We start from the raw sequence: 23,012 nt of genomic DNA, 5'->3' as shown, positions 1-23,012 counted from the left end.
GGCGGCACCCGATCGGTCCCACATTGCCACTTGTCATTGCTTCCGGCGACCGGCACAGCATCCGGGATGGAGGACAAGAAAAACACGTTCCCGCCTCGGTTCAGCGTCCCGCCAGGGGTTGGCATGGACCCGGTAAAGAGCAGCAAGGCCCTGACACGCCACGGCCACAGCGGCTTTCTGGGCATGGAATACGTCGGCCACGGCGAAGACTGGTTCGAGCTGGCACTGCCATGGCGCAAGGATCTGGTGGGCGTGGAGGAAACCGGCGTGCTGGCTTCCGGCCCTATCATCAGCCTGCTCGACAACTGCACCTCGATGTCGGTCTGGGCGCGGCGCGGCGAATTCCAGCCGCAAGTGACGCTGGACCTGCGCATCGACTATGTGCGTGCCGCCACGCCGGGGAAGACGATCGTCGCCCGCGCCGAATGCTATCAACTCCGGCGCAGCATGGCCTTCGTGCGGGGCATCGCGCACGATGGCGAACTAACCGATCCGGTGGCGCACGCCGCGGGCATCTTCATGCTGGTGGAGGCAAGCGGATGGATGAAAGCGTGACCAGCCCGGACGACGCCGCGCCCCTGCCCGCCGAACACCCGCTGCACTTGCCGCCCTATGCCCGTGCCATGGGCATGGAAATCGACCACATGGAAGACGGCGTGCCGGTGATCGGCATGGACTTTACCGAGCGGGCGGTGGGCCGTCCGGGCTATCTCCATGGCGGCGCGATCGGCGGGATGCTGGAAATGGCGGCGATCACCTCGCTGCGGGCCGAACTGGACCGCACCGGCGCCGCGATGCGGATCAAGCCGGTCAACATCAGCATCGAATACCTGCGCGGCGGGGTGGATCACCGCACTTACGCCATGGGCCGCGTGACCCGCGCGGGCCGGCGCGTGGCCAACGTGCGCGTGGAAGCGTGGCAGGCCGATCGCGACAAGCCGGTGGCAAGCTGCTGGATGAACTTCCTGCTCGCGCCGAAGGCCGGATAGGGCCTACCCGAGAGTCAGCTCGATCACGATTCCCTGATCCGGAGCGATGGCGCCGGGCGGCAGGCGGACGGCATCGGCGCGCGCGCGGGCGAGAATGGTCGGCGGCACGTCCGGGCCAGCGATCACCGCGTCGGCCTGCCCCAGCAGGCGCGCCTCGCGCAGGGTGAGATCGTCCGGATCGTCCGACCGCAGTGCGATGGTGAAGCGCCCGGAAAGGCCAGCCGAGGCGGCGGCGAGCCACCGCTCCACGGCATCGGCCGGCGGCTCCGCCAGCGGATCGAGCGGCCCGCCCTGCTCCAGCGCGGCATCGAGCGCCCGGCGGCGGTCGCCCGGCGAGGGCCAGCGCGCGCGCACCGCTTCGCGTGCGGCATGGAGCGCCAGCGCCAGCGCGCCCAGCCCTTGCGGCAGCAGCCGCTCCAACCGCAGGCGCAGCGCCTTGGCGAGCCCGGCGGAGGCCCCGCCCGTCCCCACCGCGATCAGCACCGGATCGCGATCGACCAGCGACGGCACGGTGAAATCGCACAGTTCCGGCCGGTCGGTGACGTTGACGAGCAGGCCCGCGCCCCGCGCGCGGAGGGCGTCGGCGCGGGCAGCGGTTTCGTCGTCATGGGCAATGAAGGCAAGCCGCGCGCCGGTATCGATGCCCTCGGCCAGATCGTCGACCACGATACCGCCGGCCCGCTGCACCAGCCGTCGCTTGGCCGCCGCCGCTTCGCCCTGCCCCAGCACGACGACGGGCTGGCCGGCGATGCGGTGGAACAGGGGCAACGATTGCATGGCGCGTCAGCCTTCCAGAAATTCGGGCACGCGTTCGGCCGCGAGGATGGTGGCCGGATCGATGCGATCGGCCACAACCGCCCAGCGGCCGCCGTCGACCATCACTTCGGGCACCAGCGGGCGCGAATTGTAGGTGTTGGCCATCGTCGCGCCGTAGGCGCCGGCGGTGCGGAACACCGCCAGATCGCCCCGCGTCACGCGATCGACGGCGCGCGCCATGGCAAAGGTATCGCTCGATTCGCAGATCGGCCCGACGATGTTGGCGGTGAAGCGTTCGCCATCGGGCGTGACCGCCGCGAAATCGTGCCAGGCATCGTAGAGCGCGGGACGGGCAAGATCGTTCATCGCCGCATCGACCACCACCCACGGGTGGCTCGCGCCTTCCTTCACGCGGACCACGCGCGTCATCAGCACGCCGGTGTTGCCGGTGATGACGCGGCCCGGCTCGAACATCAGCGTCACGTCCCAATCGCGCGTCACGCGCTCGACCATCGCGGCATAGTCCGCCGGCTGCGGGAACACCTCCCCTTCGCGGTAGGGCACGCCCACGCCACCGCCCAGGTCCATGTGCGTCACCGCGTGGCCGGCCGCGCGGATGGCGCGCATCAGGCCGCCGACCTTGGTGAACGCCTGCTCCAGCGGCTCCAGCTTTGCCAGCTGGCTGCCGATGTGCAGCGCCAGCCCGCGCATGGCGATGCCCGGCGTTTCCGCCAGCCGGGCATAGATCGCAGCCGCGCGGTCAAAGGGCACGCCGAACTTGTTCTCGGCCTTGCCGGTGGAAATCTTGCCGTGGGTGCCGGCATCCACGTCCGGATTGACGCGCAGCGCTGCCGGCGCGACCGTGCCCAGCGACGCGGCGAGCGCGGCGAGTTCCAGCCCCTCCTCCTCGCTTTCGAGGTTGAACTGGCCGATCCCCGCTTCCAGCGCGCGGCGCATTTCCGCCTCGGTCTTGCCGACGCCCGAAAAGACGATGCCGTCCGCCGCCATGCCCGCCGCCAGCGCGCGCTCCAGTTCCCCGCCCGAAACGACGTCCGCGCCATAGCCTTCGGCGGCGAGCACGCGCAGCACAGCCAGGTTGGGGTTGGACTTGACGGCGAAGGCGATCTTCACGCGCGGCAGCACCGCCAGCGCATCGCGGAACACGCGCGCATGGCGCGTCAGCGTGGCGCGCGCATAGACATAAACGGGCGTGCCCACGGCCTGCGCGATCGCGGGCAGAGGCACGTCCTCGGCGTGGAGAACGCCGTCGCGATATTCGAAATGGTCCATGATTCGGCCTTGAAAGAGAGATTACTGCTCGGGCGGGAGATCGAACGGATCGTCCTCGCGCTCCTGCGAGCGCTGCCGGGGTTCGATGCCGCGTTCGGGCCGCGCCTGCACCGGCGCGCGCAGCAATTCGTCGGCCACCGGACGGTCCTCGCGCCCGAAAGGCGGTTTGGGCAATTGCTGGTCCGCCAGCGGTTTCAGCGGACGCTGGTTGCCGCAGCCGGACAGGGCAAGCCCGGCCACGCCCAGCGCCAGCGCGGCGCGGATCACTGGTGCAGCCCGACGCAGGCGCCTGATCTCGCCCATTTCCATACCGTCAGTCCTCCAGCCCCAGCGCCACGCGCGCCTCGGCCACGCGCTTCCTTACCTCCACCGGCGCGGTTCCGCCATGGCTGGCGCGCGCGGCGACCGATGCCTCGACCGATAGCGCGGCAAAGACGCGCTCATCGATCCGCGTGTCGATCACCTTGAGGTCCGCCAGGGGCAACTGGTCGAGCGCCACGCCCCGGCTTTCGGCGAGCTTCACCGCGCTGCCGGTGATATGGTGCGCCTCACGGAACGGGATGTTCGCCTGTCGCACCAGCCAGTCGGCCAGGTCTGTCGCCGTGGCATAGCCGAGTTCGGCGGCCGCGCGCATCCGCGGGGTTCGGAACGCGGCTTCGGCAACCATGCCCGTCATCGCCGCGATCGACAGCGCGAGCAGCCCGGCCGCCTCGAACACCGGCGGCTTGTCGTCCTGCATGTCCTTGGAATAGGCGAGCGGCAGGCCCTTCATTGTGATCATCAGCGCGGTCAGGCAGCCGGCGATCCGCCCGGAATGGCCGCGCACCAGCTCGGCCGCGTCGGGGTTCTTCTTCTGCGGCATGATCGAGCTGCCCGTGGAAAGGCTGTCGGGCAGCGTGACGAAGCCGAACGGCTGGCTGGCCCAGATGATGAACTCTTCCGCCAGCCGCGACAGGTGCAGCGAACACTGCGCCGCCGCCATCAGGTAATCCAGCGCGAAATCGCGGTCGGACACCGAATCGAGGCTGTTGTCGGTCGGCCCGTCGAAGCCAAGCGCCTCGGCCGTGCGGAAGCGGTCGATGGGAAAGCCGGTACCGGCCAGCGCCGCCGCGCCCAGCGGGCAGCGGTTCATCCGCGCGCGCGCATCGGCAAAGCGCGACCGGTCGCGCCCGATCATCTCGTAATAGGCCATCAGGTGATGACCGAGCGTGACCGGCTGCGCGGTTTGCAGATGGGTGAAGCCGGGCATGATGCTGTCGGCATGTTCCCCGGCGCGCATCACCAGCGCCACCTGAAGCGCCTGCAGCCCGGCATCGGCCTGTTCACACGCATCGCGCACCCACAGGCGGAAGTCGGTCGCCACCTGGTCGTTGCGGCTGCGCGCGGTGTGCAGCCGCCCCGCCGCCGCGCCGATCAGTTCGGCCAGCCGGCTTTCGGTGGTCATGTGGATGTCTTCGAGGTCCCAGTCCTCGGGCACGCCGTTCGCTTCGTATTCGGCGGCGACCGTGTCCAGCCCCTCGGCGATCAACGCGGCGTCGTCCGCCGAGACGATGCCCTGCGCGCCCAGCATGGCGACATGGGCCTTGGACGCGGCGATGTCCTGCCGCCACAGCGCCTTGTCGAACGGGATCGAGGCGTTTATCTCGCGCATGATCGCCGACGGGCCGGCGGCGAAACGCCCGCCCCACATCTGGTTGGAGCCTGAATTGCCCGTCATCCCAGTCATCTTCCGTTCGTCAAAGGTGTTGATCCTGTCGGCCACGCTGACGGCGGGCCTGACGCTCGCGGGGTGCGATAGGAAAAGCCCGGAGACAGCGCAACCGCAGAGCGGGGGCGAAAATGCCCCGAAGGACGGATCGGGCGGCGAAACCAAGGGCGAGTTCAACGGCACGCTCGACATCAGCAAGCGCGGTGAGGCGATCCCGGACCTCACCTTCTCCGACACCGAGGGCAAGACGCTGCGCACCGCCGACCTCAAGGGCAAGCCGGTGCTGGTGAACCTGTGGGCGACGTGGTGCGGCCCCTGCGTGCTGGAAATGCCGATGCTGGACCAGCTGGCCGCCAAGGAAGACGGCAAGCTGCGCGTGCTGACCATCTCGCAGGACATGGGCCAGCCCGAAAAGGTCAAGGCGCTGTTCGCGGAGAAGAAGTTCGCGCGGCTGGAGCCCTGGCTCGACCCCAAGAACGACCTGGGCTTCCACTACAACACCGGCTTGCTGCCCACGACCGTGCTCTACGACAAGGACGGCAAGGAAGTGTGGCGCATGATCGGCGCGCACGACTGGTCCAGCCCGCGCACCGACGCGCTGCTGGCGGATACGCTGGCGGGCAAGTGACGCCCGCTTGAGGGGCGGCGGCAAGCGGAGTAGGTTCGCCGCATGACCGCGCTCAAGCTCAAGATCCAGATCACCTGCGGCGCGGAAATCGCCATGGGGCCGGGCAAGGCCGACCTGCTCGACGCGATCGCGCAAGAAGGATCGATTTCCGGCGCGGGGCGGCTGCTGGGCATGAGCTATCGCCGCGCCTGGCAACTGGTGGACGTGATGAACCGCTGCTGGAACGAACCGCTGGTCGTCACCTCCCCCGGCAGCGCGCACGGCGGCGGCGCGCGCGTCACCCCGTTCGGGACCGAGGTGCTGGCGCATTACCGCGCCCTGCAGGCGAGGGTGGACGCCGGCGCGCGCGGCCCCGATTTCACCGCGCTTTCCGCCGCTCTGCGCAGCGAGCCCAAAGCCACGCAGAAGGACTAAAGCGCGCGGCCGCAGGCTTTGTCCGGCATGGCAAGGTCGGCTCGGGTGGTGAACTCGGGATCGGACAGTGCCCTCAGGAAGGCGACCAGCACGGCCATGTCCTCCGACGTGGCCGGCCGGCGGTGGCGGCGGATGGCCTCCTCGATCGTGCCCGCGCTGCCATCGTGCCACCACGGCCCGGTGAGCAGCACGTTGCGCAGCGACGGCGTGCGGAACCGCGCGTGATCCTCGGCCCGGCCGGTCGCCTCGAACAGCCCCTGATCGGGCGCGGCGGGATCGACCGGATCGAGGCGGTGATAACCCCGGTCGGTGAACAGCGGGCCGACGTGGCAACCCGCGCAAGCGCGCGCGAACACCGCCCTGCCCTTCCGCGCATCCGGTGACAGCGCGCCGCGATCGAACGCGCTGCCGAACGACACCAGCGTCCGTTCGAACGCCGCCACCGCGCGCGCCACGTTGGCGGGATCGATCCGGCCCCCATCGTCCGGAAAGGCGCTGCGGAACTGGCGGACATAGCAATCGTCGCGCCCAAGGCGCACGGCGATCTCGCCTTCCAGCCCCTTCATGCCCATTTCGACGGGGTGCGTGCCGAACACCGGCACCGCGACCTGCGCTTCCAGCGTGGCCTGCGCCGGGTCCGCGAAGGTCAGCGGGGCGATCCAGCGCACGTTGGCAAGGCCGGGCACGTTGCGCCGGCCCGGCTCGCCGGTAACACCCGGATGCGTGCGGTTGCCGTCGGCGAAAGCGCGCTTCTGTTCGTGGCAGGTGGCGCAGGCCATGGTGCCATCGCGCGAAAGGTCGGCATCGTAGAACAGGCGCCTGCCGAGTTCCACGCGCGCCTGTTCGATGGCGGGGGGCATAGCCGGCTCGCCCGCAGGCCGGGTCGGCACGGGCAGTCCCGTCGGCCATGGTGGCCTGCCCGCCGCAACCAACGCGGTCAGCGCCAGCAGGCCCGCAGCCAACCTCGCCATTCGCAACCGCGCCGGCCCCATCAGGGCAGTTTCACCGCGAGAACCGTGATCGCATCCGCGCCGTTCGCGGCGATCTGCAGGGTGTAATCCCCCGTCTCCAGCGGAAAATCGACCATCTTGCGGATGCCGGAACAATCCGGCCCGTGGCCGTGCGCGGTGGAGGCGACCGCCTTGCCCTCGGCCACGAGATCGATCCACGCCCCCGATCCCAGCGCGATGCGGTAGGTGCCCGGCGCGCTGACATGCAGGCGGACAAGCCCGCCGAAGCTGACCGAGCCGCCCGGCTTTTCCGGCCGCAACGGATAGCGCACCGCCGGCGTCGGCAGCAGCTTCACACGCGCCGCCTCGCCGATGGCCAACATGGCGGCGGGCAGCCCGGCCACATCCGTGGCGGCGACGCGGTCGCCCGGGCTGGCCCATGCCGCCAGTTCCCCAGAGGGCGCCACTGGCGCCGCGCAGACCGGCGGCTGTTCCTGAGCCAGAACCGGACCGGCCAAGGCCATCGACGCCAGCAGCACACACCCAACCCTAAATCCCCGCACGATCGATCCCCGCATTGTCATCCTATATTTCAATGAATATAGGTTCAGCCACAAACCGCAAGAACGATCAACAGGGAGTCTTCCATGCGCCGTTTTCCCGCGCCCGCCCTATCGGCGCGCTGCGTTCTCGCCATGGCGGCTTCGCTGATCGCGCTCGCCTCCGCCCAGGCGCGCGCCGAAGACGCTCCACCGCCCGCCGATGATAGCGCGAAGGCGTTCACGCTGGGCCAGATCGTGGTGACGGCCGCGCCCGCCCATGGCGTGGAGATCAGCGGCGAGACTCTGAGCGCCGCCGCCATCGGCCTGTTCAACCGCAACACGCTGGACGACGCGATCAACCTGATGCCCGGCGTCAACGGGTCCAATTCCGGCGGCACGCGCAACGAACGGCTGGTGTTCGTGCGCGGGTTCGACCGGTTTCAGGTGCCGCTCTCGATCGACGGCATCCGCGTGTACCTGCCCGCCGACAACCGGCTGGACTACGGCCGCTTCCTGACGCCCGACATCGCGCAGATCCAGGTGGCCAAAGGCTATCCTTCCGTGCTCGACGGGCCGGGCGCGATTGGCGGCGCGATCAATCTCGTCACCAGCAAGCCCACGCGCGCGCTGGAAGGCGATGTGCGCGGCACGCTGAACCTGGGGCGCGAAGCGGAGTATGCCGGCTATACGCTCTACGGCCGGCTCGGCACCGCGCACGAGAAATGGTACGCGCAGGTGTCCTATGCGCGCAATTTCCAGGACCACTGGGATTTGTCGGGCGACTACAAGCCCACCGCCACATCGGCCGAGGACGGCGGGCAGCGCGGCCTGTCGCGCAGCGAGGACTGGCGGGTCAACGTCAAGGCCGGCTTCACGCCCAACGCCACCGACGAATACGCGATCAGCTACACCCGGCAGGAAGGCGCCAAGAACGCGCCGCTGCACGTTACCGATGCCCCGGCCAGCCAGCGCTATTGGAGCTGGCCCTACTGGAACATCGACAGCCTCTATTTCCTGTCCACCACCGCCCTGGGCGATGTGGCGACGCTGAAGACGCGCCTCTATCGCAACACCTTCGACAACCTGCTGCGTTCGTTTGACGATGCAGCGCAGACCAGGCAGACGCTCGGGCGGGCGTTCAATTCCTATTACGCGGACGAAGCCTGGGGGGGATCGGCCGAACTCGGCGTGGACGTGAGCCACGCCGATCACCTGACGCTGGCGGTGCATTACCGGCGCGACAAGCACGTGGAATGGCAGCAAGGCTTCCAGTCCGGCGCGACCGAGCCGAAGCAGACGAACATCGAGGACACCTACAGCATCGCGGTGGAAAACCGGCTGATGCTGACGCCGCAACTGACCTTCGTGGCCGGCGCGAGCTTCGACTGGCGCGACATGAAGAAGGCGGAGGAATACGGCGCGCCACCGGGCGGCGGCGCGGCGCGGATATTCCAGTATCCGCACAGCAATGCCGACGGCTGGAACGCGCAAGGACAGCTCGTCTGGCAGGCCGGCGCCGACACGCGGATCAACGCCAGCGTCTCCTCGCGCGTGCGTTTTCCCACGATCTTCGAGCGGTTCAGCACGCAGTTCGGCACGGCGGCATCCAACCCCGCGCTGAAGCCCGAGCGCGCGACCAACGTGGAACTGGGGGGCAAGCGTCGGTTCGGCCCGGTGAGCGTGGAAGGCGCGCTGTTCTACAGCGACGTTAAGGACGCGATCGTGGCCGTGCGGCCGGAGGGCTTCCCTGCCGGCACCACGCAGCGCCAGAACCTGGGGAACGGCACCTACTACGGCGCCGAAATCGCGCTCAACGCCACGCTCGGGGAAACGCTGTCTCTCGGGGCGAACTACACATACATCCATCGCGATTTCGACATTACGCCGGCGACCGGCGTCACGGTGCCGCTGTTCGCGCTGACCGGCGTGCCGACGCACAAGGCGTTCCTCTATGCCGAATGGAAGCCCGTGCCGGCGCTCCGCATCACGCCCAGCCTCGACATCGCCTCCGACCGCAAGACCGCCAACACCGCCGTCACGCAATACTATGACACCGGCCGCTACGCGCTCGCCAACCTGCGCGCGGACTGGACAGTGCGGCAGGGGCTGCAGGTGGGCGTGGGCGCGCGCAACCTGTTCGACGACAACTATGCGCTGGTCGATGGCTTCCCCGAGCCGGGACGGAGCTTTTACGCCACGGCCAGCGTCGCGTTCTAAACGCCCTGGTTCACAGCACCGACGCGCCCACGCCGATGTCGGCGAAGTAACGCGCCATGGCATCGGCGGCGCGATCGGTCAGGGCAATGAACGCACGGCGGCGATCGGTATCGTCCTCCACCCGCCGGAACAGCCCGGCGTCGGTCATCTGGCCGATCCAGCGCAAGGCGGTGGTGGGGGGCACCCCCGAGGCGATGCACAGCGAGGTCACCGAAACGCGTGCGTGTTCCGCCCGCGCGGCGGTCAGATCGAGCAGCATGTCCCACGCCGGATCGGCGAACAGGTCTCCTTCGAAGAACCGGGCTCGCAACTGGCGCTGGCGGGCGATCCGCCGGATCAGGCGCGGATCGGGCAAGGGCGGCCGGATCGCCCGCGCCAGACGGCCGTCGTCGCGCTCGCGCGCGCCGCCTCCGTCCGCGGTATCGAAGCGGAAGGCGGAAACCTTGTCCTCCACGGTTCCGCCGCCGCCATCCGCATCGTCCTCTCCCGACAAGCGGGCGAGCGTGCGCGCGATTTCGCTGACCTGCTCGGTCAGGCGCAGCAGCGTCAACCGATCCTCGTCATCCAGTTCGCACACCCGGTTGCCCCGCCCCGCCAATCCACACCGTGCCAATCCACGACCCAGCGCGATCATGCGATCGGCGCGGCTGGGCGCCACGAGAATATCGGGCTGCGACTGATCGAGGCAGCCGAACACCGCTTCCAGCGAATCGAGACTGGTCGACACCACGACCTGCGCGCCGCCGCGCGCCGCGCGCATATCCAACTGCGACAAGGCGGCCAGTTCCGCCGCATCGACAACGGGGCAATCGACCAGCACGAGATCATCGACGGCGCGTTCGTCCGGATCGTCGAGAAGCGCGGCAAGCGTGTGCGACCGGGCCACGCGCAAGCCGGCGGCCGTGACATCGTCCGCCAGTTCGGCGCGCAGGAACGGCTGATCGGCAAAGATCGCGACCGCCAGCGGCGCGCGCGCGCGATCGGATCGGGCCGCCGTGGAATCATCATAGTCGAACCGCGTAACGCCCTGCCCCATGTTTCATCTCCGCCCTGCGAGATCAGAACAAGAAGGGAACAAAAGCGCGTTCGGGTCAACAGCGGATAGGTCGGATTTGGCGCAACAGCACGGCCCGGCGGGCTTCAGGGCCGGATTTCGATCGGGGTGCCATCGCCGACCAGCGACCAGATTTCCTCGATTTCGGCGTTGGATACCGCGATGCAGCCATCGGTCCAATCGCCCGGAACGCGGCCCCTGGGCAGTTCGTTCGGCTGGCCGTGGAGGAAGATCAGCCCGCCGGGCGAACGCCCCTGCGCTCGTGCGAACGCGACGTCCGCCGGCCCCGGATAGGAGATATGGAGCGACAGGTGATAGGCGCTGCGATCGTTGCCATAATCGATCGTATAATGGCCCTCGGGCGTGCGCTCGTCGCCCTCAAAGCGCTTGGGGCCGACGGGCTCGTCGCCCAGTTGCAGGCCTTCATAGACGCGATAGGGCCGGCCATCGGCAAACAGCGTCAGCCGCCGTGCGCCCTTTTCCACCAGCACGAAATCGGCGGCTGGACGATCATCGGGCACGGCCTGCGCCGACCCTCCCGCCATGAGCAGAAAGCCCAGCGGAAGGAACGGACGCAGGCGCATCGCCTTAGGGTCAGGACCCATTACTGGCGCGATCGAGGTTTGAAGCAAAATGGCTTGGTGCAAGGAGAGAGGGCGCAGGAATATGTCGATATTTCAATCCTTCTCGACGCTGCAGCGGGCCATTTTGGTCAAATCCCGCAGGGACGTCCAAATGGCTTCCATCTCGAACCGAAAGGCGCTTGCAAAGGCAGCCAGCCTTCGCGGCGCGCCTTTCGGCCCGACATGTTCGCCATTTGGACGCCTCGACCGCGCCAGTAATGGGTCCTGACCCTAGTCGACGAAAGGATCGCGCACGAGGATGGTGTCCTCGCGCTCGGGGCTGGTGGAAACGAGCGCGACCGGGGTTTCGATCAGTTCCTGCACGCGCTGGATATACTTGATCGCCTGCGCCGGCAGATCGGCCCACGAGCGCGCGCCGGCGGTCGTGCCGCTCCAGCCGTCCATTTCCTCGTAGATCGGCTCCACGTCCGCCTGATCGGCGGCATGGCTGGGGAAGTAATCGAGCACCTTGCCGCGCAGGCGGTAGCCGGTGCAGATCTTCACCTTCTCGAAGCCGTCGAGCACGTCCAGCTTGGTCAGCGCGATGCCGGTCACGCCCGAAATCGCGCAGGACTGGCGCACCAGCACCGCATCGAACCAGCCGCAGCGGCGCTTGCGCCCGGTGACGGTGCCGAATTCGTGGCCGCGTTCACCCAGGCGCTGGCCGGTTTCGTCCTCCAGCTCGGTCGGGAACGGTCCGGAACCGACGCGCGTGGTATAAGCCTTGACGATCCCCAGCACGAAACCGACCGAATTGGGGCCGAGGCCGGAACCGGCGGCGGCCGATCCGCTGACCGTGTTGGACGAGGTGACGAACGGATAGGTGCCGTGATCGACATCCAGCAGCACGCCCTGCGCGCCTTCGAACAGAATGCGGGCGCCGGCCTTGCGCACCTTCTTCAGGCGCCGCCACACCGGCTGCACGAACTGGAGCACGAACGGCGCAATGCCGCGCAGTTCATCGAGCAGCGCGGCGCGATCCACCGGCGGCTGGCCGAAGCCCGCGCGCAGCGCATCGTGGTGCGCGCACAGGCGATCGAGCTGCGCATCGAGCGCATCGAGGTGGGCCAGATCGCACACGCGGATGGCGCGGCGGCCGACCTTGTCCTCGTAAGCCGGGCCGATGCCCCGCCCGGTCGTGCCGATCTTGCCTGTCCCGGCCGCCGTTTCCCGCAAGCCATCGAGATCGCGGTGCAGCGGCAGGATCAGCGGGCAGTTGTCCGCGATGGCGAAGTTTTCGGTGTTGATGTCGACACCCTGGCCTTCGAGCTTCTCGATCTCGGCCTTCAGCGCCCAGGGATCGAGCACCACGCCATTGCCGATGATCGACAGCGTGCCGGTGACGATGCCGGAGGGCAGCAGGCTGAGCTTGTACACCTGATCGCCCACCACCAGCGTATGGCCCGCGTTGTGCCCGCCCTGGAAGCGCACGACGGCATCCGCCCGGCTGGCCAGCCAATCGACGATCTTGCCCTTGCCCTCATCGCCCCACTGGGCGCCAATCACGGTTACGTTGGCCAAAACGATGCCTTTCCTGTCGCGGACTCGGTGTCTTGAAAGTGTCTTGGGGAGTTCCCGCGGCGCACTAGGGGACACCGGGTGCAAGGGCAAGAGCGCACTGCCGGGAAAGACGCATGAGGCACAATTGCCGTGCGCCGGCCCCGCCACATCGCATACCTCACACCGCGTTGTCACACCTCGTAACCACTTCAGACTGGCGGTGCGGGCGGCGCACGATAGCATGGAGCGGTCTGAAATCGCGAAGTGCTGTCTCATGCGAAACCTCTTTCTTGGCACCCTGATCGGCACGGCCCTGGTGCTGACCGCCGCCGCCGAGGCCAGCCCCGGCGATCGCCTGCGCGCGATGATGGCCGGACGCCAGAACGGCGGACAGGGCGATCAGGCCTGGCGCACCCTGCCGGCGGCCGACCGGACGATCCGCTATGGCGACGATGCCGCGCAGACGATCGCGTTCTGGCCGGCGCGCGAGGCGGAAGGCCCGGCGCCGCTTGTCCTGTTCGTCCATGGCGGTGGATGGGCACACGGCAGCAAGGAGAACGCGACCGGCAAGGCCAAGGTCGAGCACTTCCCCGCGCTCGGCTATGCCTTCGCCTCGATCGATTACCGGCTGGTGCCGCAGGTGACGGTCGAGCAGGAAGCCGGCGATGTCGCCGCCGCGCTGGCGGCGCTGCTGGCGCAGGCCGATGCGCTGGGGATCGATCGGCACCGCGTGGTGCTGATGGGCCACAGCGCCGGGGCGCACCTTGTGGCGCTGGTCGGCACCGACGAACGCTATCTGCGGCAGGCCGGCCTTTCGTTCGCGGATGTGGCGGGCGTGATCCCGATCGACGGCGCGGCCTATGACGTGCCGCAGCAGATCGCCTCGGTCGGGCCGTATCAGCGGCGCATCTATGACGCGCCGTTCGGATCGGACCCCGCCCGCCAGCGCGCGCTCTCCCCCGCGTTGCAGGCCGCCGCGCCGAACGCGCCGCGCTTTCTACTACTCCATGTCCAGCGGCCGGACGGCGTGGCGCAGGCGGACGAACTGGCCAAGGCGCTGCGCGCCGCCGGAACGAGCGCCGAGACCGGCAGCTTCCCCGGCACGGGCCTGCAGGGCCATGTCGAAATCAACGCGAAGCTGGGCGATCCCGCTTATCCCGCCACCGCGCTGACCGACCGCTGGCTGAAGGCGACGTTCGGGAAGTAACGCCTAGGGTCAGGACCCTAGGCAACGTTGCGTGGGAATGCCCACCCCCAACCCCTCCCGCAAGCGGGAGGGGAGCGAGACTTGCGCCGCCTCAGGCGGCGTTAGTCGCAGCGGGGTGGGCGATCCACGCCGTCGTTCGCGAATAAGATAGTCGCCAAGAAGAAAGCCCCGGCGCGGCATCCCGCACCGGCGCTTTCCGCGCGACCCGCGAGGGCGGTTCAGCCCTGCCTGACCTGATGGACCGTATGCGGAGTACCATAGGCCGCCGCGCCGAAGGTTTCGGCGATCAGCTTGTTGGTATCGAAACAGACCTGCCAGTAATGATCGGTGTGGCAATAGGGGCGCACGCACAGCACCGTGCCGCGCTCGTTGAAATCGAGGATTTCCACGTCCGGCGCGGGATCGGTCAGCACGTTGGGGATGCTCCCCAGCGCCGCCTTGAGCCGGGCGATCGCGTCCAGTGCGTCCACCCCGAACGCCAGTTGCGCGGTGCGATCGACGCGGCGGTATCCGTTGCTGCTGAAGTTCTTGATGACGTCCGCCGAGACTTTCGCGTTGCCCACCACCGACATCACGTTGTCGGGCGTGTTGATGATCGTGTTGAACATCCCGATCTCGATCACCGTACCTTCGACGCCGCCGGCCACGACATAATCGCCCAGCTTGTAGGGACGGAAGATGATGATGAAGGCGCCGGCCGCAAAATTGCCGAGCAGGCCCGACCAGGCCGCGCCGATGGCAAGGCCGACGCCGGCGAGCAGCGCGGCGAAGCTGGTGGTCTGCAACCCGAAGTAGCCGAGGATCGCCACGACCAGCAGGATGTTGAGCACCACCGCCAGCATGTTGGCGATGTAGCGCTGCAGCGTGGCGTCGAAGTTCCGCTTGGTCAGCACCGCCGACAGCGCGTGGATGGCGAAGCCGATCAGCCAGCGGCCGACCATGTAGAGGACGAAGGCCGCGCCGATCTTGATCGCGCCTTCGGTAAGCAGCGGTGCCGCACTGGCCCAGAGCGCCGAGAGATCCATCATGTCTTCTCCAAGGAAGCAAGCAGCCTTCGCACGAAGGCCTTGCTCTCAGGATAGAACGACGGCGGCGGGCCGATAAAACGGAACTCTCTCCATTTCATCGGCAAAACCGGCAGGAAACGGCCGATTTTCGTCCAAAAATGGTCCATTCTCCCGCGGGTCGGCGGGGATGGCCGCGTTCACGTGGCGCGGACATCCAGCACGATGGTGGAAGGGTTGTCCTGCCAGCGACAACCCGGCGTGGGATGGTCCAGATTCCAGCGCCGCGCATAGAGGCGGCGGAGGGAAACCCCGGTGCCATGCCCAGGCCAGCGCCAGACCAGCCCGCCGAGCAGCGGCCGCAAGCCTTCCGCGCGCATGTCGGCGCGCATGATCGCCTGCACCGGCTCGATCAGCCCACGCTCGACGATCAGTTCGATGCGCACCGCCCAGCGCGGCATGTGCACCGCCGCTATCCATTTCTCGTCGGCATCGCGCGGCAGCGGGCCGCGATGGCCGGAGCCGTCGGGATAGCGCCGCCAGCCATCGGGAAAGACCACGAATTCGGCGCGGGGCAGATCGGTCATCACCTCCCCTCCGTCGCGGATACGGCCGGGAATACACGCTTCTCGCACGATCAGGCGATCGCCCGGCGCACAGCGCGAAAGGGGGCCGTCAGCGGGAGCGCGCCAGCGGGTCTGCCATCCAGCGAGAAGCGCGCGCGCCACCGCCGGGCCGGCGATAACGGGCACTTCCGCGCCGGCGGTCAGAGCGCCTCCGGGCCGTCCTTGCCCAGCACATGCGTGCAGCCGAGCGCGGCGGCGCTGTCGGCCTCGCTGAGTGCGGCGGCAGTGCGCCAGCCGATCGCGCGCAGCCGCGCGGCGGCATCGCGATCATGCCCCAGCGGCAGGAACACCATGTCCTCGCGCCGTTCCGAGGCGGCGAGCAGGCCTACCAGCGCATCCGGGTAGAGCGAGAAGCCGGTCGCGGCCTCGCCCTCACCCCCGCTGGCACTGGCGATACGGTAGGTGCCGCCCCGCCCCAGGACGCCGCGCACGCCTTCGGCATAGAGCGTGAAGCCGAACCAGGTCTGGTATTCGAAGCCGTGCCGTTCGGCCGGATCGAGCGTGAGCCGCGCCGCCCCGCCGAGCCGCGCCGCGATCTGGCGCAGCGCGGCGATGCGGCCCGCGAGCACCCCGCCGGCATCGATCGCCGCCAGCTTCTCGATCGCGGCATCGAAATCGCCGGTCGCGTAAAGCAGCGGAACATAGGCCTCGCCGCCGGCATCGATCAGCCCGCCGGCATCCTTGGTATCGAGTTCGCGCCGCACCGCCTCGATCTGGCCGGGGGCGAGCGGCATGGCCTTTTCGGCCAGCGTATCGACAAGATCGGGCAGCGTGAAATCGACGCTGATGTTACGCCCGCCGGCGGCCGCCAGCGCCTCGATCGCCAGCGCGACGATCTCGCTGGCGGCGGCGACATTGTCCGCGCCGATCAGTTCGGCGCCGCACTGGAAGCGCTCGCGCGCCGGGTCCAGCCCATCGCCCTTGATCGTCAGCACCTGCCCGGCGTAGCACAAGCGTAAGGGGCGCGGCGCGGCGGCCAGACGGGTTTCGGCGATGCGGCCGATTTGCGGCGTGAAATCGCTGCGCAGCGCCATCATCCGCAGCGAAGAAGGGTCGACGAAACGGAACATCCGGCGCGACTGGATGCCCGCCATGCGCGCGGCCAGGCTGCGCTCGAACTCGATCATCGGCGGCAGCACGCGATCATAGCCGTGGCCGTGCATGACGTCCTGAACGGCACGCATCACACGGGTGGCCGTCGCCGCTTCGCGCGGCAGCCGGTCCTCAAGCCCTTCGGGCAGCAGATCGGGGTCGCTGGTATCCATGGCGCGAGCCTTTAGGGGGTATTGGCGGTTATGTCGAACGGAAGGGCGCGTCATCCCCGCACAGGACCGTCATCCCAGCGCACGCTGGGATGACGTGTCCTTCCGTCCCGACGCTCAGGTCAGAACTTCAGCGCCTTGACGATGCGCACGCCCTGGACCTGGCGGGCTTCGGCCAGCACGTCCTCGCTGACCGGGCTATCGACCGAGAGCAGCAGTACGGCCTCGCCACCGGCCTCGCGACGGCCAAGGTGGAACGTGCCGATGTTGATCCCGGTCTTGCCGAGCAGCGTGCCGATCGAGCCGATGAAGCCCGGCGCGTCGGTGTTGACGATGTAGAGCATGTCGCCATCGAGATCGGCTTCGATGCCGATGCCGAAGATCTCGACCAGACGGGCCTGGCCGTTGCCGAACAGCGTGCCCGCGACCGAGCGTTCGCCCTGGCTGGTGCCGACGGTGACGCGCACCAGCGTGCGGTATTCGCCTTCGCGGTCATGGCGCACTTCGCGCACGTCCAGCCCGCGTTCCTTGGCCAGGAACGGCGCGTTGACCATGTTCACCGACTGCGAATACTGCTTCATCAGCCCGGCCAGCACCGCGCCGGTGATCGGCTTGGGGTTGAGCTGCGCCGCCGCGCCTTCGACCTCGATCGCGATCTTGGTGAGGTTGTCGTGCGCGAGCTGGCCGACGAGCGAACCGAGCTTCTCCGCCAGCGCCATGTACGGCCGCAGCTTGGGCGCTTCCTCGGCCGAGAGCGAGGGCATGTTGAGCGCGTTGGTGACGCCGCCGGTGACGAGGTAGTCCGCCATCTGCTCGGCCACCTGCAGCGCGACATTGACCTGCGCTTCGGTGGTGGAGGCACCGAGGTGCGGGGTGCAGATGAAGTTCGGCGTGCCGAACAGCGGCGATTCCTTGGCCGGCTCGGTCACGAACACGTCCAGCGCCGCACCGGCAACGTGGCCCGAATCGAGCAGGTCCTTGAGCGCCGCCTCGTCGACCAGCCCGCCACGCGCGCAGTTGATGATGCGCACGCCCTTCTTGGTCTTGGCGAGGTTTTCCGCCGACAGGATGTTGCGCGTCTCGCTGGTCAGCGGGGTGTGCAGCGTGATGAAGTCCGCCTTGGCCAGCAGCGTATCGAGATCGGCCTTCTCCACGCCCATTTCCACCGCGCGTTCGGGCGTGAGGAACGGATCGTAGGCAACGACCTTCATCTTGAGGCCCAGCGCGCGGCTGGCGACGATCGAGCCGATGTTGCCCGCACCGATCAGGCCGAGCGTCTTGCCCGTGACTTCCACGCCCATGAAGCCGTTCTTCGGCCACAGGCCTTGCTGCGTCTGCGCGTTGGCTTCGGGCAGCTGGCGCGCCAGCGCGAACATCAGCGCGATGGCGTGCTCGGCGGTGGTGATCGAGTTGCCGAACGGGGTGTTCATGACGACGACACCCTTGGCCGAAGCCGCCGGAATATCGACGTTGTCGACACCGATGCCGGCGCGGCCGACGACCTTCAGGTTGGTCGCGGCGTCGAGGATTTCCTTGGTCACCTTGGTCGACGAGCGGATGGCGAGGCCATCATACTGGCCGATGATCGCGATCAGTTCCTCGGGCTTCAGACCCGTGATCTCATCCACCTCGCAACCGCGCTCGCGGAAGATCGCGGCGGCGTTGGGGTCCATCTTGTCGGAAATAAGGACTTTGGGCTTGGTCATGCTTCTTGCTCCAGGCGTCATCCCGGCGAAAGCCGGGATCCCGGGCGGCTGAACGGAACCTTTTGTCCGGCAATCCGGCCCGAGATCCTGACTTTCGTCAGGATGACGAGAATGTGGTCAGGCGGCCTTCAGCGTTTCCCAGGCCCAGTCGAGCCAGGGACCGAGCGCTTCGATGTCGGCGGTATCAACGGTCGCGCCGCACCAGATGCGCAGGCCCGGAGGCGCATCGCGATAGCCCGCGATGTCATAGGCCGCGCCTTCCTTCTCGAGCAGGCCGGCGAACGCCTTGATGAAGTCCGCATCCGCGCCTTCGACCGAGAGGCAGACCGAGGTCTTCGAGCGGATGCCGCGATCGACCGCGAGGTGCGACAGCCATGCGCGTTCGGCGACGATCTTGTCGAGCGCCTCGGCATTGGCGGTGCAGCGCGCCTTGAGCCCTTCGAGCCCGCCGAGCCCCTTGGCCCATTCCAGCGCGAAGATCGCGTCTTCCACCGCCAGCATCGAGGGGGTGTTGATGGTTTCGCCCTTGAACACGCCTTCGGCGAGCTTGCCCTTCGAAATCAGGCGGAACACCTTGGGCAGCGGCCATTCGGGCGTATAGCTTTCCAGCCGTTCGACCGCGCGCGGACCAAGGATCAGCACGCCGTGCGCGCCTTCGCCGCCCAGCACCTTCTGCCACGAGAAGGTGGCGACATCGATCTTGTCCCACGGCAGGTCATAGGCGAACACCGCGCTGGTGGCGTCGGCGAAGCACAGGCCCTGGCGATCGGCGGCGATCCATTCGCCATCGGGTACGCGCACGCCGGAGGTGGTGCCGTTCCAGGTGAACAGGACGTCGTCCGACCAGTCCACCTTGTCGAGATCGGGAAGCTGGCCGTAATCGGCGCGCATCACGGTCGGTTCGAGCTTGAGCTGCTTGACCGCATCGGTGACCCAACCTTCACCGAAGCTTTCCCAGGCAAGCGTCGTCACGCCGCGCACGCCGAGCATCGTCCACATCGCCATTTCGAAAGCGCCGGTATCCGAACCGGGCACGATGCCGATGCGATGCGTGTCGGGCAGGCCCAACACTTCGCGCATCAGGTCGATGCAGTATTGCAGGCGCGTCTTGCCGATCTTGGCGCGGTGCGAGCGCCCCAGCGAATCGGTGGCCAGCTTGTCGAGGGAGTAGCCCGGCGGCTTCGCGCAGGGACCGGAAGAAAAGAACGGACGCGCAGGCTTGCGCGCCGGAATAGTCGTAGTCATGTCTGACTCTCCTTGCAGAGAGCTCGCGCGGCGTTGGGACCGCGTGGCCCGGAGCCGCACCTAACGGCGCGGGGCGGATTGTCAACCGGAACCGGCCCGCCGCAAAATTATCGTGCGGAAAAGCGGCGCCCGCGCGCCGAAGCCGGGAAAGCGCCGGTCGCCACCTTTCCCGCAGATGAACAATCTTTGTTTTGCAGAGAGTTACCACAAAAATAACCATTCCCGGTTATAAGCTGCCTCATGAAGATTCGCGGCCCTTCCCTGCTCATGGCGGCCTGCCTTTCCTCGGCGCTGGCCGGCTGTATCAGCGCGCCCGAACCGCAGCGGCGCGAACCGCCGCGCAGCGCGCTGGGCACCTTCCCGCCCGCCCCCGCCGCGCAGGCCTGCCTCGCCCGGCTGGGGCAATCCGATGCCGGCTTCACCCCCCTGCCCGACCAGTACTACGGCGCGGGCTGCTCCACGCTCAACGCGGTGCGCCTGACCTGGCTAGAAAGCGACGACCGGCGGCTGCAACTGTCCAACCTTGGTCCGGTCAGCTGCCCGCTCGCCACCACGCTTTCGGGCTGGGCGCGCTTTGGCGTGGACCGCGCCGCGCGCCAGATCCTGGGCAGCCCGCTGCTGCGCATCGAGACGATGGGCACCTATTCCTGCCGCACCGTGGCGGGCACCGCGCGGCTTTCGGGCCACGCCACCGCCAACGCGATCGACATCGCCGCTTTCCTGCTGGCCGATGGCCGCCGCGTGAGCGTGCTCAACAACTGGTCAGGCGGCACACCCGCGGAACGCGAATTCCTGCGCGTGATCCACGCCAGCGCCTGCAAGCGCTTCGGCACGGTGCTCAGCCCGGACTACAACGCCGCGCACCGCAACCACTTCCATCTGGAAATCGGGGCCAGCCGGCCCTTCTGCCGCTGATCCGGGACGGATTAGCCGGGACCGCTCCGCGCGGCCCGGCCAATCAACCCTTCGCGTCCTGCACGCTATCCGCCGCCAGCGTATCCGACCCGTCGGGGTAGATGAAGCCGAAAGCCGGCGCTTCGCGCAGGCCCAGCGAGTGCGTCGGCGCGTACCACACGCGCACCTTGCTCCAGTCGCCCGCTTCGGAAACATCGACCGCCAGCGCCTCGCGCTCGACCATGCCGGGGCGCGACCAGTTGGCATGGTTGAGCAGCACGCGGCGGCTGTCGAGCACCTTGCTCACCACCACGACATGGCCCATCGGCATCGCGCCGGTGGCGCGGAAGGCCAGCACCGCACCCGCGCGCGGGCGATGGCCCCGGGCATACGTGCCGGCGGCCTGATCCCACCACGTCCGCGCATTGCCGAACAGCTGCACGTCGGACACCGAGCGGGCATAGGTCACGCACTGGAGGCGGGCCTGGGCCGGGACAGCGGTGGCGATGAGAGCCAGCAGAGCGAGGATCGAAGCGTAGGCGGTGCGAAGCATGGCAGCTTCATAGCCAATTTCCGCAGCGCACAAACCTGTGGCCGCAACGAGTCGTCGTGCGGCAGACACCATCCACCCGGGGATGGTAACTGTGATTTAACGCACTGTGGAAAACCTGGTTCCCGGAGGCCCGGACTCGGCATCGCGCGATCACGCGGCGGCGATATGCAGCCCGTCCGCCTCGATCCGTAGGCGCACCGCCTCGGCCGCGTGCCGCGCGCCCAGCTTGCCCATCATCTTCATCCGGTGAATTTCCACGGTGCGCGGACTGATGTCGAGTTCGCGCGCGATGGCCTTGTTGCTGCATCCATCGGCCAGGCGATCGAGCACCTCCCGCTCGCGCAGGGACAGGCGCGCGATGCGCTGCCGGGCGTCGGCCGCGCGGGCGCGGTGCGCCCGGTGGTTGTCCGCCTCGCGCGCGGCGCGCTCGATCGCCTCGTTGAGCGGCGCGATCTCGTGCGGCAGGACCAGATAGTCGAGCGCCCCGGCCTTGATCGCGCGGACCACCGATTCCGTCTGCGGGCGCTCCGCCACGGCGATAACCGGTAGCCAGTGGCCGAACCGGTTCATCAGGCCAAGGAGCGACGGGATGCCTTCCCCCACCGGTTCATCATGCGCGATGACCAGGCCGCCGGACGGTGCGTGAGACATGAGTTCATCCGCGCTGGCGTAGATTTCGGCATGGTGCCCCGCAGCGAAAGCGAGGCGGGCAAGCCGGGCACGGCGGGCGGAGTCACTGTCGAGGACGTGGAGTGTGATGCGTTCAGCCATGACGGCATCACATCATCGAACAGGGCGATTACGCCAGCGACATCGACTTCAGAACGGAAGTGTAAGCGGCGACGAAATATAGTTAATATCTAATTTTACTAAGTAAATCGACATCGAAACCGGACGGAATTATCGCATATACCGCCAAATTCGAGAAAATATTGCGCCCTAATATCCGAATAATCCACAGAAGCAAGCAGCAAATGCCAACGGATAGAAAAGAAAGCGTCCGTAACTATACTCGGTGAAACTACTTATTCTATTTCGGAAGCAACAGCGGGCGGATCGAACGAGTAGTCAGGCAGCGAATGGAACGCCTGCCGCAACGCCTCGCTCCAGCTTGACGAAATCCGCATGAAGTAGGGATCTTCCCTGGTGATCCGGCGCTGGTGCAGCGGTTCGAACCGGTCGCGCTCGATCACCATCAGGTCGAACGGCAGACCCACCGAAAGGTTCGCCGCCAGCGTGGAATCGAATGAGACCATCAGCAGCTTCACCGCGTCCTCGAAGGTCATCGTCGGTTCGTAGCCACGCAGCAGGATCGGCCGTCCATACTTGGTCTCGCCGATCTGGAAGAACGGGGTATCGAACGATGCCTCGATGAAGTTGCCTTCGGGATAGACCATGAACAGGCGCGGTTCCATGCCCCGGATCTGGCCGGCGATGATGATCGAGGCGGTGAAGCGCGGTCCTTCCCCCGCCGGCCCGCCATCGTCCTGACGCCGTTCGATCACATCGCGCAGCAGATTGCCCACGATGGTCGCCACCTGGAACATGGTCGGCGCTTCCAGCAGCGAGGGACGGCGTTCGCCCGGCGCCTTGGTCCGTTCCTCCAACTGGCTGACCACCGCCTGCGTGGTGGCGAGGTTGCCCGCCGTCATCATCGTGATGATCCGTTCGCCGGGAACATGCCAGCTGAACATCTTGCGGAACACGGAGATGTTATCGACCCCGGAATTGGTGCGGGTGTCGCTCATCATCACGAGGCCCCTGTCGAGCACCATCCCCACGCAATAGGTCATCGTTCCCCCGTGTACGCCAAAAGGGAGCCAGCCGCCCCCGTCCCCCGGTAT

General features: G+C 67.7%; 24 protein-coding genes. 7 read left to right on the top strand and 17 right to left on the bottom strand.

Translation table 11 applies throughout. The features are described from left to right. The first annotated feature begins 123 nt into the window (after positions 1-123). Together FA702_RS14450 and FA702_RS14445 are read left to right on the top strand one after the other, a co-directional pair. Entirely contained in the window at positions 124-555 is a 432-nt protein-coding gene (locus FA702_RS14450; RefSeq protein WP_136956692.1) for a PaaI family thioesterase, read from the top strand. Continuing rightward, a complete protein-coding gene (locus tag FA702_RS14445) occupies positions 540-989 on the top strand; it encodes a PaaI family thioesterase (RefSeq protein WP_136956691.1) in 450 nt (149 codons plus the stop codon). The genes FA702_RS14450 and FA702_RS14445 overlap by 16 nt, the downstream gene beginning before the upstream one ends. Before the next feature lie 3 nt (positions 990-992). Here the strand turns inward: FA702_RS14445 and FA702_RS14440 are convergent, their stop codons facing one another. From FA702_RS14440 to argH, 4 genes are read right to left on the bottom strand one after another with little or no spacing between them, the layout of a single operon-like run. Beyond that, entirely contained in the window at positions 993-1,766 is a 774-nt protein-coding gene (locus tag FA702_RS14440; protein WP_136956690.1) for a bifunctional precorrin-2 dehydrogenase/sirohydrochlorin ferrochelatase, read from the bottom strand. 6 nt (positions 1,767-1,772) lie between these two features. Then, on the bottom strand, positions 1,773-3,035 hold the full coding sequence (gene lysA / locus FA702_RS14435; protein ID WP_136956689.1) for a diaminopimelate decarboxylase: 1,263 nt from the start codon (positions 3,033-3,035) through the stop codon (positions 1,773-1,775). Positions 3,036-3,056: 21 nt separating this feature from the next. Continuing rightward, positions 3,057-3,338: a hypothetical protein gene (locus FA702_RS14430; protein ID WP_223806816.1), complete on the bottom strand. Its 282-nt coding sequence runs from the start codon at positions 3,336-3,338 to the stop codon at positions 3,057-3,059. Between the two features lie 10 nt (positions 3,339-3,348). Then, on the bottom strand, positions 3,349-4,725 hold the full coding sequence (gene argH / locus FA702_RS14425) for an argininosuccinate lyase (RefSeq protein ID WP_136957438.1): 1,377 nt from the start codon (positions 4,723-4,725) through the stop codon (positions 3,349-3,351). Positions 4,726-4,741: 16 nt separating this feature from the next. On the opposite strand from argH, the gene FA702_RS14420 reads away from it, so the two are divergent. Both FA702_RS14420 and FA702_RS14415 read left to right on the top strand, forming a co-directional pair. Then, the gene (locus FA702_RS14420; RefSeq protein ID WP_255504588.1) at positions 4,742-5,371 is read left to right on the top strand and encodes a TlpA disulfide reductase family protein; all 630 of its coding nucleotides are present in this window, start codon (positions 4,742-4,744) and stop codon (positions 5,369-5,371) included. A gap of 42 nt (positions 5,372-5,413) precedes the next feature. Further along, positions 5,414-5,785: a winged helix-turn-helix domain-containing protein gene (locus FA702_RS14415; RefSeq protein ID WP_136956688.1), complete on the top strand. Its 372-nt coding sequence runs from the start codon at positions 5,414-5,416 to the stop codon at positions 5,783-5,785. Here the strand turns inward: FA702_RS14415 and FA702_RS14410 are convergent. Next, entirely contained in the window at positions 5,782-6,756 is a 975-nt protein-coding gene (locus tag FA702_RS14410) for a cytochrome-c peroxidase (protein ID WP_136956687.1), read from the bottom strand. The two genes, FA702_RS14415 and FA702_RS14410, sit on opposite strands and share 4 nt — an antisense overlap. Positions 6,757-6,776: 20 nt before the next feature. Continuing rightward, a complete protein-coding gene (locus FA702_RS14405) occupies positions 6,777-7,274 on the bottom strand; it encodes a homogentisate 1,2-dioxygenase (protein ID WP_255504587.1) in 498 nt (165 codons plus the stop codon). Positions 7,275-7,382: 108 nt separating this feature from the next. Between FA702_RS14405 and FA702_RS14400 the strand changes: the two genes are divergently transcribed. Next, positions 7,383-9,494, top strand: coding sequence for a TonB-dependent receptor plug domain-containing protein (locus FA702_RS14400; RefSeq protein WP_370385476.1), 2,112 nt, complete (start codon positions 7,383-7,385; stop codon positions 9,492-9,494). Positions 9,495-9,504: 10 nt separating this feature from the next. Here FA702_RS14400 and FA702_RS14395 read toward each other — a convergent pair whose 3' ends face one another. The 3 genes from FA702_RS14395 to FA702_RS14380 all read right to left on the bottom strand — a co-directional run bounded on the left by FA702_RS14395 (position 9,505) and on the right by FA702_RS14380 (position 12,692). Then, entirely contained in the window at positions 9,505-10,530 is a 1,026-nt protein-coding gene (locus FA702_RS14395; RefSeq protein WP_136956686.1) for a winged helix DNA-binding protein, read from the bottom strand. Positions 10,531-10,634: 104 nt separating this feature from the next. After that, entirely contained in the window at positions 10,635-11,153 is a 519-nt protein-coding gene (locus tag FA702_RS14390) for a murein L,D-transpeptidase family protein (RefSeq protein ID WP_255504586.1), read from the bottom strand. Positions 11,154-11,402: 249 nt separating this feature from the next. Then, positions 11,403-12,692, bottom strand: a complete 1,290-nt coding sequence (locus FA702_RS14380; protein WP_136956685.1) for an adenylosuccinate synthase — start codon at positions 12,690-12,692, stop codon at positions 11,403-11,405. A 253-nt stretch (positions 12,693-12,945) separates the two neighbouring features. On the opposite strand from FA702_RS14380, the gene FA702_RS14375 reads away from it, so the two are divergent. Beyond that, the gene (locus FA702_RS14375) at positions 12,946-13,878 is read left to right on the top strand and encodes an alpha/beta hydrolase (protein WP_136956684.1); all 933 of its coding nucleotides are present in this window, start codon (positions 12,946-12,948) and stop codon (positions 13,876-13,878) included. A gap of 218 nt (positions 13,879-14,096) precedes the next feature. On the opposite strand, the gene FA702_RS14370 is transcribed toward FA702_RS14375, so the two are convergent. The 5 genes from FA702_RS14370 to FA702_RS14350 form a co-directional block, all read right to left on the bottom strand. Beyond that, positions 14,097-14,906: a mechanosensitive ion channel family protein gene (locus FA702_RS14370; RefSeq protein WP_210417544.1), complete on the bottom strand. Its 810-nt coding sequence runs from the start codon at positions 14,904-14,906 to the stop codon at positions 14,097-14,099. Positions 14,907-15,082: 176 nt separating this feature from the next. Continuing rightward, positions 15,083-15,469: a hypothetical protein gene (locus tag FA702_RS14365; protein ID WP_136956683.1), complete on the bottom strand. Its 387-nt coding sequence runs from the start codon at positions 15,467-15,469 to the stop codon at positions 15,083-15,085. Between the two features lie 179 nt (positions 15,470-15,648). Beyond that, positions 15,649-16,773, bottom strand: a complete 1,125-nt coding sequence (locus tag FA702_RS14360) for an ATP phosphoribosyltransferase regulatory subunit (RefSeq protein ID WP_136956682.1) — start codon at positions 16,771-16,773, stop codon at positions 15,649-15,651. A 119-nt stretch (positions 16,774-16,892) separates the two neighbouring features. Then, positions 16,893-18,476 (bottom strand): phosphoglycerate dehydrogenase, encoded by a 1,584-nt coding sequence (gene serA / locus FA702_RS14355; RefSeq protein ID WP_136956681.1) that lies wholly within the window; start codon positions 18,474-18,476, stop codon positions 16,893-16,895. Positions 18,477-18,593: 117 nt separating this feature from the next. After that, a complete protein-coding gene (locus FA702_RS14350; protein ID WP_136956680.1) occupies positions 18,594-19,721 on the bottom strand; it encodes a phosphoserine transaminase in 1,128 nt (375 codons plus the stop codon). A 240-nt stretch (positions 19,722-19,961) separates the two neighbouring features. On the opposite strand from FA702_RS14350, the gene FA702_RS14345 reads away from it, so the two are divergent. Then, entirely contained in the window at positions 19,962-20,636 is a 675-nt protein-coding gene (locus FA702_RS14345; RefSeq protein ID WP_136956679.1) for an extensin family protein, read from the top strand. A gap of 43 nt (positions 20,637-20,679) precedes the next feature. On the opposite strand, the gene FA702_RS14340 is transcribed toward FA702_RS14345, so the two are convergent. From FA702_RS14340 to FA702_RS14330, 3 genes are all read right to left on the bottom strand, one after another. Next, entirely contained in the window at positions 20,680-21,168 is a 489-nt protein-coding gene (locus tag FA702_RS14340; protein WP_136956678.1) for a CHAP domain-containing protein, read from the bottom strand. A 150-nt stretch (positions 21,169-21,318) separates the two neighbouring features. Further along, on the bottom strand, positions 21,319-21,939 hold the full coding sequence (locus tag FA702_RS14335) for a response regulator transcription factor (RefSeq protein WP_136956677.1): 621 nt from the start codon (positions 21,937-21,939) through the stop codon (positions 21,319-21,321). 254 nt (positions 21,940-22,193) lie between these two features. Then, the gene (locus tag FA702_RS14330; protein WP_136956676.1) at positions 22,194-22,961 is read right to left on the bottom strand and encodes a proteasome-type protease; all 768 of its coding nucleotides are present in this window, start codon (positions 22,959-22,961) and stop codon (positions 22,194-22,196) included. Between the last annotated feature and the right edge of the window lie 51 nt (positions 22,962-23,012).

Source organism: Novosphingobium sp. EMRT-2 (assembly GCF_005145025.1).
Lineage (GTDB): Bacteria > Pseudomonadota > Alphaproteobacteria > Sphingomonadales > Sphingomonadaceae > Novosphingobium.
Note: the sequence above shows the minus strand (reverse complement) of the source record. Positions and strands in the feature narration are given on the sequence as shown.